Here is a 12,285-nt window from a genome sequence, read left to right on the forward strand (position 1 = left end):
ACGGACCCCATGGAAAACGCGACCACAATCGACACCGCCGCCGACGGCGAAGAACTCCGGACCGAAGTCTCGGGCCAGAGCGGCATTCCGGCGGACGAACTGGACCGGCTCACCACCGATATCATCGGTGCGCTCAAGACGGTCTACGATCCGGAAATCCCCTGCGACATCTATGAGCTCGGCCTGATCTACAAGGTCGATATCGAAGACGACCGCTCGATCAACATCGACATGACGCTGACTGCGCCGGGTTGTCCCGTCGCCGGCGAGATGCCGGGCTGGGTCGAGAATGCGGTATCTGCCGTCGCCGGTGTCGGCCCGGTCAATGTCGACATGGTCTTCGATCCGCCCTGGTCGCCGGACCGGATGTCCGACGAAGCCAAGGTCGCGCTCAACTGGTATTGAGCTCTAAACCTTTTATCCGATAAGCTGAGATCCTATATCAGGTTTAAGCAACCGGAATTCCAAGAGGACAACATGGCTTCCGCCGGAAAATTCCAGGTGATGACACTGACCGATGCCGCCGCAGGGCGTGTGAAGGAACTTGTCGAAAATTCCGACAAGAATGCCATCGGCCTGCGCGTCGGCATCAAGAAGGGTGGCTGCGCCGGAATGGAATACACCATGGACATGGTGGACGAGGCGAAGCCTGGCGACGACGTCATCGACGACAAGGGCGTGAAGCTCTTCGTCGATCCTTCGGCTGTTCTGTTCCTGCTCGGAACGCAGATGGATTTCGAGACCACAAAATTTCGCTCAGGCTTTGTCTTCAAGAACCCGAACGAGGTCTCGGCATGCGGCTGCGGCGAATCCGTGTCGCTTCAGGCTGCCGACTTGAGTGCCTTTTCCCGCTGAATTACGCTTCTGATCCGACGTGCTGACCTGCGTGCCGGCTCAGCGCCCGCATGACAATCTTTCAGAGAGATCCAATGACCCTGTTCGACCGGCTGAAGGCCGACGCGGCACCGCAATGGGCCGACTACACCCGACATGCCTTCGTGGAGCAGCTGGGCGAGGGGACGCTGCCTGAGGCTTGCTTCAGGCACTATCTGGTGCAGGATTACCTCTTCCTCATTCAGTTTGCCCGGGCCTATGCTCTTGGTGTCTACAAGAGCCAGTCGATTGCCGACATGCGCCAGTCGCTGCTGGGAGTAAAGGCGATCCTGGACGATGAACTGGATCTACATGTCGAAATGTGCGGCGGCTGGGGCATGAACCGGGCTGAGATCGAAAGCGCTCCGGAAGACACGCCGACCATGGCCTATACCCGGTTCGTGCTGGATGCCGGCATGGCCGGGGACCTGCTCGACCTTCAAGCGGCGCTTGCACCCTGTGTCGTCGGTTATGCGGAAATCGGCGCCCGCCTTTCGGCTGAAGGCCGTGCCCTCGCGGGTAATCCCTATGGCCGCTGGATCGAGGAATATGCGAGCGACGCCTATCAGGATCTCGCGAAGGGGTTCATCGGCTGGCTCGATGCGACAGCCGGTCAGGTGCTGACGGAACATCGCTATCCGCGCGTCTTGTCGCTCTTCGAAAAGGCTTGCCGTCTTGAAAGCGATTTCTGGCAGATGGGTCTGAATGCAAAAGGCTGAGACGGTTCCCGCTCAGCCTTATCTTTGGAATGCAATCTTGAAAACCGCGCTTCTGAGTCAGGCGACCTCTTCCCGCTTCTCCGTCTCTTCCAGATCCTGTTCGGTTCTCACCAGGTTCCGGCCGGCATTCTTGGCAAGGTAGAGCGCTTCGTCTGCGCGTGCGACGATGGAATGGGCGGTGTCCATGGGCTCAAAGGTCGCCACGCCGACGGAAATCGTGACCCGGCCAAGATTTTCACCGGTCGACCGTTTCACAAGTTCTTTCGACATCACGGCGGTGCGGATGCGTTCGCTGATTTCCGCAGCATCGTCGAGGTCGACATGCGGCAGGATGATCGCGAACTCTTCGCCACCATAGCGGCAGGCGATATCCTGGGCCTTGATGTTCTGCTTGACCGCCAGGGCCACAAGACGCAGCACCTGGTCGCCGGTCTGGTGACCGTAGGTGTCGTTGAATTTCTTGAAATGATCGATATCGGTCATCAGCAGCGCGAAGCCGCGGCCGCTTTCCTTGGAATGGTCGATGACCCGTTCGATGGAATTTTCAAAATGTTTGCGATTATTGAGCGTGGTCAGTTCATCCGTCAGGGACTCGTAGCGGATGGCCTCGAGGGATGACTGCAGGTTCTCGATATGCTTCTTGGACTCCAGCAACTGGCTTTCCAGCCTGCGATTGGAGGCAACCGCATTCTGCGTCGACTTCACCAGGTGCGTCACGTAGTTCTGGAGCTTTTCCGGATCGGTGATCGTCTTGATCTTCTCGCCGGCCTGTTCCAGCGCGGTGCCGTAGTCGGAGGTCGCATCGGCGCTGAGTTTCAGCGTATCAACCAGTTCTTCAACTTCGCGGGAGACTTTGGATCCGACTTCGTCCAGCCGGTCGCCCAGGCGCGTCGGCGAAAGGAAGCGCCCGTAGAGGGTCAGCATTTCGTCAGTGCTGATGCGGCCGTTGCTTTTTACGGATTCATTGATGGCCCGGTTCAGGCCCTGATTGTAGCCAGCCGCATAGGTGTACCAAAGTTCGTACGACCGCGGATAAGCGGGCAAGATATTCTTCTTGATGTAACTGATCGCGGATTCTCCATACTGGATCGTCCGCTTATGGTCGTCTTCATCCGCCATCAAGCTTCTCTCAACACTATCCCGCGAATCCGCCCCACACGGTCACAGGATCTAGATTTTAACCTCGGCTGTAAGACTTAAGGAGCCGTTAAGCTTAAGGCGAAACCTCGAGAGAAATCGAATTTATGAAGCCTTTTTCGGCCGGGGTTCGCGCAGCAGAAATGCCGGGATGTGAACACCTGCACCGAAAGCCGGTTCGAACTTGTCGCTTCTTGTTTTTTTGTCGGCCGGCCGGCGTGGCAAGGTCGAGACCGGTGTCACCGTTTCCACGGCTGTTTCTACCGGCTCCTCGATGACTTCGCGTGCCTTGGACGGCGTACGGCGGCGGTTCGAGGGTTTCGGTTGTTCCGCTTCGTTGTCATTGCTCGAACGCGCCGGTTTGGCCGGCTTGCCACCCTTGCGGCGTGCCTTGCGTTCCTGGGCGGCCGCTTCGAAGTCGATCGGTTCATCAAGCCAGTCGATGGTCTTCTTGATAAGATTCTCGATTGCACCGAGATTTTTCTGGTCCTCGCCGGTGACCAGCGTGTAGGCCGTACCAGAGCGGCCCGCCCGGCCGGTGCGGCCGATCCGGTGAACATAGTCTTCCGCATTGATCGGCACGTCGAAATTGAAGACGTGGCTGACTTCTGGAATATCGAGGCCTCGGGCGGCGACATCGCTGGCAACCAGCAGCTTGATATTACCCTTGCGGAAATTGTCCAGCATCGTCATGCGGGTGCGCTGATCCATATCGCCATGGAGAGCACCGACATTGTATTCGTGTCGTTCCAGCGAGCGGAACAGCGTGGTCACGTCACGCTTGCGGTTGCAGAAGACGATCGCGTTTTTCAGGTCTTCGGCTTTTTCCAGCAGCTCGCGCAATGTGGCGCGTTTCTCGTAGTCCTTGGAGTCCGATGCCTTCAGGAACTGGGCGACATTCTCGGCGGTCGAGGATGTCGGGGCCACTTCGATCCGCGCCGGGTTCTGCAGGAAGGTTTCCGTCAGGCGCTGGATTTCCGGCGGCATGGTGGCGGAGAAGAACAGCGTCTGGCGCGTGAACGGGATCAGCTTGCAGATACGTTCGATGTCCGGGATGAAACCCATGTCCAGCATACGGTCGGCCTCGTCGATGACGAGGATCTCGACGCCTTGCAACAGCAGCTTGCCGCGCTCGAAATGGTCGAGAAGGCGGCCGGGTGTCGCGATCAGGACGTCGGTGCCGCGGTCGAGTTTCTTGTCCTGGTCGGAGAAGGAAACGCCGCCGATAAGAAGCGCAACGTTAAGCTTGTGATTGGTGCCGTATTTGGCAAAGTTCTCTTCAACCTGTGCTGCGAGTTCGCGCGTCGGTTCCAGGATCAGAGTGCGCGGCATGCGGGCACGGGCGCGGCCCTTTTCCAGCAGCGTCAACATGGGCAGCGTGAAGCTCGCGGTCTTGCCGGTACCGGTCTGTGCGATGCCGAGAATATCCCGGCGTTCCAGTACCTGCGGGATTGCACCCGCCTGAATAGCCGTGGGTTCCTTATAACCTGCTGCTTCAACTGCAGCGAGGACCTTCTCGCTAAGACCGAGAGTATCAAATGCCATGGAGCGCTTTGCCCGAATGTTGTGATTGTTAATCGACGGCACCGTGGGAGCCGCCGGTGCCAACGTGCGCACACCCTACATTCATGCGCTCAGGTGTCAATGCGTGGATGAGGTAAAATGCCAAGAAATGCGAGTATTTCCGGCATTGATTTGCCAACTCAGTTAATAGTGCAACTGGGGCGGTGCATGAAATCGGGTTGAGTTGGTGAGTATGTGTTGGTCAAACCGGCGCAGTCTCAAGCGAACTGTTTCCGTAAATTTCCCCGAAGAGGGCTGAGCCGGAAGATCCTTGCGCGAATTTGGTTATGCCGAAAGGACCTCGGGCGCGTAAAACAGCTGATAATCGGCCCGGTAACGGCGGCGCAGTTTCTGGACCACACCGTCTTGCGCAAAGGCGAGCAGTGTTTTTCCGGTCACGAATTGCGACACATCATAGTTAGCCGAAGCCGGCATCCTGAACCTTAAGGCACTCTCGGAGAGGAAAGTCGCCATCGAGCGGTCGAAATCTTCCAGAGGAAGGATGAGGTTTGCCGCGAGAATGCCCTTGTAGGTGAGGGCGGCTGCCTGGCCTCTGAACAGATTGTCGGCCTCAAGATCGGAAATATGGGACACATGGGCGACGAATTCCTGCGGAGACATTGCCTTGCTGAAATGCCTTTCCTCGTAGTAGGCGGGCAGGGGTGTGTCTTTCAGGATGATTTTTTCGTAGCAATAGGCCAGCCGGTGTGACGGATCCTGAACCCATGCGGCAATCTTCATGTCCGGATGGCGGCGCTTGAGTTCCCGCGCGGTCAAGAGCTCGACATCACCGTGAAACAGCAGCCGCTCCGCCTCGTCGCTCTGCTGGTTTTGGACGGACTTCGACGTTTGCCGGTCTATACCGGCCAGCCGGTGCAGGACAGGACGCAGAAGCTGGAAGGCCGGCTCGGCAATACGTGCGTAGGCGATATTATGTTTCGGAAATGCAAGAAAAACATGGTTGCGCAACGGGCGAAGCCGCCGATCAAAAATCGAATACATCCGGTTTAACATAGCACTCATCCGGCCGGGCAAAACGGGGAACGCGCTCAAGCACGCCGAAAATGCTCCCCTTACTTCAAAACAGAAACAGATTACCCAATCCGGCGGCTAGATATCAAGATCTTCCGCAAATTCCGCATTGTCCTGAATGAAGCGGAACCGGGCTTCGGGCTTGTTGCCCATGAGACGCTCGACCGTGTCGTTCGTGTCCGCCACGGCCTCTTCTTCAACCACGACCTTCAGCATGGAGCGCTTGGACGGGTCCATTGTCGTCTCCTTTAGCTGTGCGGGCAGCATCTCGCCAAGACCTTTAAAGCGGCCGATCTCGACCTTTCCCTTGCCTTTAAAAACCGTTTCCAGGAGTTCGTCCTTGTGGGCGTCGTCGCGGGCATAGAGCGTCTTGCCGCCCTGGCTGAGACGATAGAGTGGTGGCACGGCCAAATAAAGATGTCCGCCCCGGATCAGCTCCGGCATTTCGCGGTAAAAGAATGTGATCAGAAGCGACGCGATATGTGCGCCGTCGACGTCGGCATCGGTCATGATCACGATCTTCTCGTAACGCAGATCCGGTTCGCGGTACTGGGAGCGGGTTCCGCATCCGAGTGCCTGGATCAGGTCGGCCAGCTGCTGGTTGGCAACGAGCTTGTCACGCCCGGCATTGGCGACGTTGAGGATCTTGCCGCGCAACGGCAATACTGCCTGATTGGCGCGATTGCGCGCCTGCTTGGCGGAGCCACCTGCAGAGTCGCCCTCCACAATGAAGAGTTCAGTGCCGTCGGACTGATTGGCGGAACAGTCGGCCAGCTTTCCCGGGAGGCGGAGCTTGCGAACGGCGGTCTTGCGGGCGACGTCCTTTTCCTGCCGCCGCCGCAGCCGCTCATCGGCGCGGTCGATCACCCATTCCAGCAGGCGGTTGGCCTGGTTCGGTGAGGCGGTCAGCCAATGGTCGAACGCATCGCGGACAGCGTTTTCGGTGATGCGGGTCGCTTCGTTGGTCGCAAGCTTGTCCTTGGTCTGGCCGACGAATTCGGGCTCGCGGATAAAGACTGACAGCATGCCGCCGGCAGAAGTCATCACATCATCGCCGGTGATAATGGCTGCCTTCTTGTTGTTGGTCAGCTCGCCATAGGCCTTCAGGCCGCGCAGGAGCGCATAGCGGAAGCCTGCTTCGTGCGTGCCGCCTTCAGGGGTCGGCACGGTGTTGCAGTAGGAGTTGACGAAGCCGTCCCCCGCGAACCAGCTCACCGCCCATTCGACGGAGCCGTGCTTGCCGGCGCCGTCGGTGCGCCCGGCAAAGGCTTCCTCGACGACGCGGCGCTCCTTGGTCAGGCGTTCCGCGAGGAAGTCGCGCAGACCACCGGGAAAATGGAACACGGCCTCGGCCGGAGTTTCATCTTTTTCCGACAAGATCTCCGGATCGCAATGCCAGCGGATTTCGACACCGCCAAAAAGATAGGCCTTGGAACGCGCCATCTTCAGCAGGCGCGCCGGCAGGAACTTGGCGCCTTTGCCAAAGATCTGTTCGTCCGGCTTGAAGCGGACCTGGGTGCCACGCCGGTTCTGCGTGTCGCCGACAAATTCCAGAGGTCCCTGCGGATGGCCGCGCCGGAAGGTCTGCCGGTAGAGCTTCCGGCTGCGGGCGACCTCCACCACCAGTTCCTCCGACAGCGCGTTGACGACTGAAACGCCGACGCCGTGCAGGCCGCCGGACGTCTCGTAGACCTTGCTGTCAAACTTGCCACCGGCATGCAGCGTCGTCATGATGACTTCGAGCGCGGACTTGTCCTTGAATTTGGGATGCGGGTCGACGGGAATGCCTCGGCCGTTGTCCGTAATGGTCAGGAAGCCATCCGCGCCGAGCGTCACATCAATCCAGGTTGCGTGACCGGCGACGGCCTCGTCCATGGAGTTGTCGATGACTTCTGCAAAAAGGTGATGCAGCGCCTTTTCGTCGGTGCCACCAATATACATGCCGGGGCGCCGCCGGACCGGCTCCAGACCTTCCAGCACCTCGATGTCGGCAGCCGAATAGTCCTCGGTGACGGCGACGGGCGCGACCGGACGCGGCTTTTGCGGCACGGGCGCGGGCAGATCCTCGGGAAGAGGTGTCGAGACCGCCGCATTGCCAGCAAATAGATCGTCTTTTGCGCTCATTCCGTATCGCCTGCCGTATTGCCTTTTGAAGTTCTGGTCGCCGTTGCCGGGACGTTCGGAGCCGTTACCTACACCGAATCATGCTTCAGTTTGAAGTACAAAGACAGAACGGCAAAGGAATTTGGCCAAAAGCCCCCGTTTTCAACAGATGGCGCGCCAAAAGATCGCGGTGGAAACAGATCGTCAACCCGGACGTGTTTCTATCGTGAGGCTCGTATGGGACGGGCCGGACCAAAAATGTGCCAATTCCGCAACACTTCATGACAGAGTCATATGCAACGCCCTGGAAAGGGGCAGTTGCCCATGTTCGGCCATGTTTGACCGTCACCCGTTGCGGTAATGTCAGTGCTGAAGCCCGGCAGAGCGGTCGTCCAGGTGAAAGAGCCAGGTCGACCTGCAAGGGCGCACAGAACCGACACATGAGTCTGGAAATGGTCTTATTTGGGCGCTGAACGGCCCAACTTAGGCCGAAATGATCGGCCATGTTTGGCCACTCCGATACATAGGCTTCCGGCAGCTTCGGCTCAAGGGGGCGAAGAGACTGCAAATGCGCTTGGCGCGGACAAAAAACAACAGCGTCCGTCGGGGATCAGGATCGTTGCCGGCGGATAATAGTGTGACTGGGATGCAAAAGAACAGCGCAATGGTTCAACGCATTGGAAAAGCCGGAACTGTGCTCGGCGCGTTGATCTTTCTCGGCTTGGCCGGGCAGGCGGCGGCTTTCGACGGCCAGCCGGCAGCGACCGATGGCAGCCAGGCGAAAAGCCGGACACCGTTCGAGGCGCTGATTTCAGGTATCGGCCAGTACAAGTCGGGCGACAAGGCCGCAGCTCTTACCTCGCTGCAGTTTGCCGCGGAAAACGGTCAGCTGCGGGCCGCCTGGAAACTTGGCAAGATGTACGCCAAGGGCGACGGCGTGCCCGAAGACGACATCAAGGCCTTCGAATATTTTACCCAGATCGTACGCGACCACGGTGAGGATCACCGGACCGCTCGGGATGCGCCTTTCGTCTCCAGCGCCTTTGTCGCGCTCGGGTACTACTATCTCTACGGTATAGACGGAAAGCTGCAGGTCGACCGCGCCCAGGCGCTTCGGAACTTCACCACCGCCGCCACCTATTACCGGGACGCCAACGCGCAGTATGAGCTTGGCCAGATCTACCAGGAAACCAACAGTCTTTCTGCTGTCCGCTGGTACAATCTCGCCGCGGAAAAAGGCCATGTCGGTGCGCAGGCGCGCCTCGGTGAAATTCTGTATAGCCGTGGCAAGTCGGACCAGAACAAGGCCCTTGGCCTCAAATGGATGACGATCGCCCGCGATCAGGCGGACCCCGCGGATGCAACCTGGGTCAATTCCCTACATGAGCAGTATTTCGCACCGTCTTCGGAAACGGTGCGCAAGCTTGCCAGGGCCATGGCTGATGACTGGCTCTTGAAACACAGGCCGGACATCAAGACTGCACAGCAAGTCACGCCTCAATAGGGCGCTTTCCAAGACAAACAAGATGGATCAAGGCCGGCTGGCGTCGCGCGTCAGATAGACGCGCGCAGGGTCCCCGACTGCTGCCAGGGCGTCTGCTTCAAAAACGGTAGACCTGACGGCAGCAAGCCGGTCCCACCGGTTTGCTGAAGCTGTGTCAACGGGCAGGGCGCATTGCTGAACTGCCAGGATGTATTGTTCAGCACCATGCCGCAGGTCGCCATGCGCAACCCATCCGGGCTCTTCAGGCAGATGCTTTCCCCAATACCATAGTCCTGGCCCTTGTATCGGCAGGTGCAGGACACGGATTGGGCTTGCGCGAGGGAGTTGCCTAGGACGAACAGTGTCAGTCCAGCGGCAGCAGGTATTTTCAACTGAGCCAAAACTCTCTTCCCGGCAGAACGGACTGCTGCCGGTGAAAGATGTCCGCATTTAGCCTTTGCGGACGGAGAGCGGCCTTTGGTTACCCCATGATCTTAAAAGCTTACCAGAGCGTCAGCTGACTGCAAGTCCCGAGCGGAGGCTGGCTAGGTCAGGATGAAGGTCTGGATTGACGCACCTGGATCACTCAATGCTTACCCTCTGGGAAACATCAAGATTTTGCGCCGGATATTCCCGTTGGTGGAAGTCGGCTGCGAGGCTTGATCAATCAAGCGGTTTACATTGGCAGTTGGGCACGAATGCGGACACCTAGAGTAAAGCGGGAATCACGCGGCGAGCCGGACCCAGACCGGTACGTGATCGGAAGGTTTTTCCCAACCGCGCACATGCTTGTCGATCCCACAGCCGGCAAACCTGTCCGTTGCCTGCGGCGACATCAGGATATGGTCGATGCGGATACCATTGTTCTTCTGCCAGGCACCGGCCTGATAGTCCCAGAAGGTAAAGGTCTCTGGCGCTTCGGTGCATGACCGGACCGCTTCGGTGAGGCCCAGATGGGTAAGGGCGCGGAATCGCTGCCGGCTCTCTGGCTGGAAAAGGGCGTCCCCGAGCCAATTTTCGGGGTTTTTCGCGTCTACGGGATCCGGGATGACGTTGTAGTCGCCAAGCAGGATGAAAGGGACTTCTTCCGCAAGCCGCCTTTGCGCCTGAACAATCAGCCGGTCCATCCATTCCAGCTTGTAGGGGAACTTCTCAGTACCCAGCGGATTGCCGTTCGGCAGGTAGAGGCAGCCGACCCTAACGGTGCCGAAGTCGGTCGGGAGGCTCGCCTCGATATAGCGGGCCTGCTCGTCCGCATCATTGCCGGGCAGGCCGCGTTCGACGTCTTCCAATGGGCTCTTGGAAAGCAGTGCGACGCCGTTGAACCCCTTCTGGCCGTGGGTTTCGACATTGTAGCCGAGATCTTCGAAGGCCTGGCGCGGGAAGTTTTCATCCACCGACTTGATCTCCTGCAGGCAGGCGAGGTCAGGGGAGGTTTCCTTCAGCCATTCGAGCACCGTGTCGATACGGGCTTTGACGCCGTTGATGTTCCAGGTCGCGATCTTCATGGCTGAGGTTGCCTCGGTTAGCAGCAGTGGCGCCGGGGCAGCCGGCCGGATGACGTTGACCTGTCGGGTTCAGATCGTGAAACTGGTGCCGCAGCCGCAGCCTGCAACGGCGTTAGGGTTGTTGATCTGGAAGGACTGGCCGATCAGGTCATCGACGAAATCGATCTCCGATCCACCCATGTATTGCAAGGAAATGGAATCGATCAGCACGGTCGCACCGGGCTTCTCGATCACCAGGTCGTCGTCTTCGCGGGCATCGACGACGTCATATTTATATTGCAGCCCGGAACAGCCACCACCCTCGACGCTCACCCGCAGCATGCTGCCTGAGGGCTCCTTCGACAAAATGGTGGCTATGCGCTTGGCAGCGCGTTCGCTGACTGTTACTCGATTTTCAAGTGTTTCGGTCATGTTCTGCCGACTCGTCGGGCTACCGGAACTCCGGAAGCGTGATACCTGATTTATTGAGATAAGTAAGTTTTGCAGTCCGCCGCGTCAATGCGTGGCATGCGTTGCAGGACACCGGACACGGGGACAACTCCGTGATGAATGGCTGGTTGAGATGGAAGCGGATATTGGTTTTGGCGGGCAATCGCGGGCGGTCTATGCGGAAATTCCGGCGGAAAGCCGCGGACGGCTGTTTCCCGAGGCGGAAAGCCCGACACGCACGCCCTTCCAGCGCGATCGCGACCGGATCATCCATTCTTCCGCCTTCCGGCGGCTGAAACACAAGACTCAGGTTTTCGTCTATCACGAAGGCGATCACTTCCGTACCCGGCTGACGCATACGATCGAAGTGTCGCAGATAGCCCGGTCTCTGGCCCGCGCATTGCGACTTGACGAGGACCTGGCTGAAAGCCTGGCCCTGTCACACGATCTCGGCCACACGCCCTTCGGCCACGAAGGCGAAGATGTCATGCATGAATGCATGGCGCCCTACGGCGGCTTCGATCACAACGCCCAGTCGCTCCGTGTGGTGACCCATCTAGAGCAGCGTTACGCGGAATTCGATGGGCTGAACCTTGCCTGGGAAACGCTGGAGGGCCTCGTCAAGCATAACGGTCCCCTGGTCGCTCCGGACGGAGCGCCGCTTGGAAAGTTCAAGGACAGCGAGTTGCCCTTTGCCATTCGCGACTACGCGAAAAGGCAGGACCTGCTGTTGCACACCTGGCCGAGCGCTGAGGCACAGGGAGCGGCCATCGCCGATGACATAGCCTATGACGCCCACGACCTGGATGACGGGCTGAGGGCTGGGCTGTTTGCCATCGAGGACATGCGTGACGTGCCGTTCCTGGCGGATATCCTGGAAGAGGTGGACGGCAGATATCCTGGACTTGAGGAGAGCCGTCGTATCCATGAGATCGTGCGCCGGTCGATCACGCGCATGGTGGAAGACGTAATCCGCCATGCAATGCACAATCTGGAAGACCTCACTCCGCAAAGCGTTGAGGATATCCGCATGGCCGGCCGCTGCCTTGTCGGGTTCTCGCCTGAGATGACGGCTGCGGAAAAGGAAGTAAAGCGTTTCCTGTTCGCCAGGGTCTACCGGCACGAAGACGTTCTCGCCGTCCGTCGGCTGGTGGCGCGGGTGGTCAAGGAACTGTTCGGCAGATTTCTTGCCGAGCCGGAGCTGATGCCCAAGCCCTGGAACAGCGGCCTTGAGCAGTTGAATGAAGCCGGGATCGCCCGGCGCGTCTGTGACTATATTGCAGGCATGACCGACCGGTATGCCATTGAAGAACACCGCAGACTGTTTGACGACACCCCCGATTTGGGGTAGGCGCTTGGGCGACTTTCAAGCCCCGTGGCGCCGACGGTGAATGCCTTCGCAGCGCGCGGGGGCTTTGTGTTTGAAAAGCAAACCCTG

The 12,285-nt window shown here is 58.9% G+C and carries 12 protein-coding genes; 5 read left to right on the plus strand and 7 right to left on the minus strand.

Translation table 11 applies throughout. The features are described from left to right. Positions 1 to 9 precede the first annotated feature (9 nt). The 3 genes from ACX3M4_RS03555 (at position 10) to tenA (ending at position 1,592) form a co-directional block, all read left to right on the plus strand. Positions 10 to 405 carry an SUF system Fe-S cluster assembly protein gene (locus tag ACX3M4_RS03555; protein ID WP_459357222.1) on the plus strand — a complete coding sequence of 132 codons (396 nt, stop codon included), beginning with the start codon at positions 10 to 12 and terminating at the stop codon, positions 403 to 405. A 72-nt stretch (positions 406 to 477) separates the two neighbouring features. Further along, on the plus strand, positions 478 to 855 hold the full coding sequence (gene sufA / locus ACX3M4_RS03560) for a Fe-S cluster assembly scaffold SufA (protein ID WP_459357223.1): 378 nt from the start codon (positions 478 to 480) through the stop codon (positions 853 to 855). A 74-nt stretch (positions 856 to 929) separates the two neighbouring features. Continuing rightward, positions 930 to 1,592 (plus strand): thiaminase II, encoded by a 663-nt coding sequence (gene tenA / locus ACX3M4_RS03565; protein ID WP_459357224.1) that lies wholly within the window; start codon positions 930 to 932, stop codon positions 1,590 to 1,592. A 57-nt stretch (positions 1,593 to 1,649) separates the two neighbouring features. Here the strand turns inward: tenA and ACX3M4_RS03570 are convergent, their stop codons facing one another. From ACX3M4_RS03570 to parE, 4 genes are all read right to left on the minus strand, one after another. After that, positions 1,650 to 2,711 (minus strand): GGDEF domain-containing protein, encoded by a 1,062-nt coding sequence (locus ACX3M4_RS03570; protein ID WP_459357225.1) that lies wholly within the window; start codon positions 2,709 to 2,711, stop codon positions 1,650 to 1,652. A 123-nt stretch (positions 2,712 to 2,834) separates the two neighbouring features. Further along, on the minus strand, positions 2,835 to 4,274 hold the full coding sequence (locus ACX3M4_RS03575; protein ID WP_459357226.1) for a DEAD/DEAH box helicase: 1,440 nt from the start codon (positions 4,272 to 4,274) through the stop codon (positions 2,835 to 2,837). A 303-nt stretch (positions 4,275 to 4,577) separates the two neighbouring features. Continuing rightward, on the minus strand, positions 4,578 to 5,261 hold the full coding sequence (locus tag ACX3M4_RS03580; protein WP_459357227.1) for a sulfotransferase family 2 domain-containing protein: 684 nt from the start codon (positions 5,259 to 5,261) through the stop codon (positions 4,578 to 4,580). Positions 5,262 to 5,402: 141 nt separating this feature from the next. Beyond that, entirely contained in the window at positions 5,403 to 7,448 is a 2,046-nt protein-coding gene (parE, locus tag ACX3M4_RS03585) for a DNA topoisomerase IV subunit B (RefSeq protein ID WP_459357228.1), read from the minus strand. 643 nt (positions 7,449 to 8,091) lie between these two features. On the opposite strand from parE, the gene ACX3M4_RS03590 reads away from it, so the two are divergent. Next, positions 8,092 to 8,931: a tetratricopeptide repeat protein gene (locus ACX3M4_RS03590; protein WP_459357229.1), complete on the plus strand. Its 840-nt coding sequence runs from the start codon at positions 8,092 to 8,094 to the stop codon at positions 8,929 to 8,931. Between the two features lie 50 nt (positions 8,932 to 8,981). Here the strand turns inward: ACX3M4_RS03590 and ACX3M4_RS03595 are convergent, their stop codons facing one another. The 3 genes from ACX3M4_RS03595 to erpA form a co-directional block, all read right to left on the minus strand. Continuing rightward, positions 8,982 to 9,311 carry a hypothetical protein gene (locus ACX3M4_RS03595; RefSeq protein ID WP_459357230.1) on the minus strand — a complete coding sequence of 110 codons (330 nt, stop codon included), beginning with the start codon at positions 9,309 to 9,311 and terminating at the stop codon, positions 8,982 to 8,984. A gap of 324 nt (positions 9,312 to 9,635) precedes the next feature. After that, the gene (gene xth, locus ACX3M4_RS03600) at positions 9,636 to 10,418 is read right to left on the minus strand and encodes an exodeoxyribonuclease III (protein WP_459357231.1); all 783 of its coding nucleotides are present in this window, start codon (positions 10,416 to 10,418) and stop codon (positions 9,636 to 9,638) included. 69 nt (positions 10,419 to 10,487) lie between these two features. Then, positions 10,488 to 10,829 (minus strand): iron-sulfur cluster insertion protein ErpA, encoded by a 342-nt coding sequence (erpA, locus tag ACX3M4_RS03605; RefSeq protein WP_459357232.1) that lies wholly within the window; start codon positions 10,827 to 10,829, stop codon positions 10,488 to 10,490. A 151-nt stretch (positions 10,830 to 10,980) separates the two neighbouring features. Between erpA and ACX3M4_RS03610 the strand changes: the two genes are divergently transcribed. Continuing rightward, on the plus strand, positions 10,981 to 12,198 hold the full coding sequence (locus tag ACX3M4_RS03610) for a deoxyguanosinetriphosphate triphosphohydrolase (protein ID WP_459357233.1): 1,218 nt from the start codon (positions 10,981 to 10,983) through the stop codon (positions 12,196 to 12,198). Positions 12,199 to 12,285 lie beyond the last annotated feature (87 nt).

The organism is Roseibium sp. M-1 (assembly GCF_054515675.1).

Excerpts from the sequence above, each read along its gene's own strand:
- ACX3M4_RS03555 (WP_459357222.1), top strand. The coding sequence starts at position 10 with ATGGAAAACGCGACCACAATCGACACCGCCGCCGACGGCGAAGAACTC.
- sufA (WP_459357223.1), top strand. The coding sequence starts at position 478 with ATGGCTTCCGCCGGAAAATTCCAGGTGATGACACTGACCGATGCCGCC.
- tenA (WP_459357224.1), top strand. The coding sequence starts at position 930 with ATGACCCTGTTCGACCGGCTGAAGGCCGACGCGGCACCGCAATGGGCC.
- ACX3M4_RS03570 (WP_459357225.1), bottom strand. The coding sequence starts at position 2,711 with ATGGCGGATGAAGACGACCATAAGCGGACGATCCAGTATGGAGAATCC.
- ACX3M4_RS03575 (WP_459357226.1), bottom strand. The coding sequence starts at position 4,274 with ATGGCATTTGATACTCTCGGTCTTAGCGAGAAGGTCCTCGCTGCAGTT.
- parE (WP_459357228.1), bottom strand. The coding sequence starts at position 7,448 with ATGAGCGCAAAAGACGATCTATTTGCTGGCAATGCGGCGGTCTCGACA.
- ACX3M4_RS03590 (WP_459357229.1), top strand. The coding sequence starts at position 8,092 with ATGGTTCAACGCATTGGAAAAGCCGGAACTGTGCTCGGCGCGTTGATC.
- xth (WP_459357231.1), bottom strand. The coding sequence starts at position 10,418 with ATGAAGATCGCGACCTGGAACATCAACGGCGTCAAAGCCCGTATCGAC.
- erpA (WP_459357232.1), bottom strand. The coding sequence starts at position 10,829 with ATGACCGAAACACTTGAAAATCGAGTAACAGTCAGCGAACGCGCTGCC.
- ACX3M4_RS03610 (WP_459357233.1), top strand. The coding sequence starts at position 10,981 with ATGGAAGCGGATATTGGTTTTGGCGGGCAATCGCGGGCGGTCTATGCG.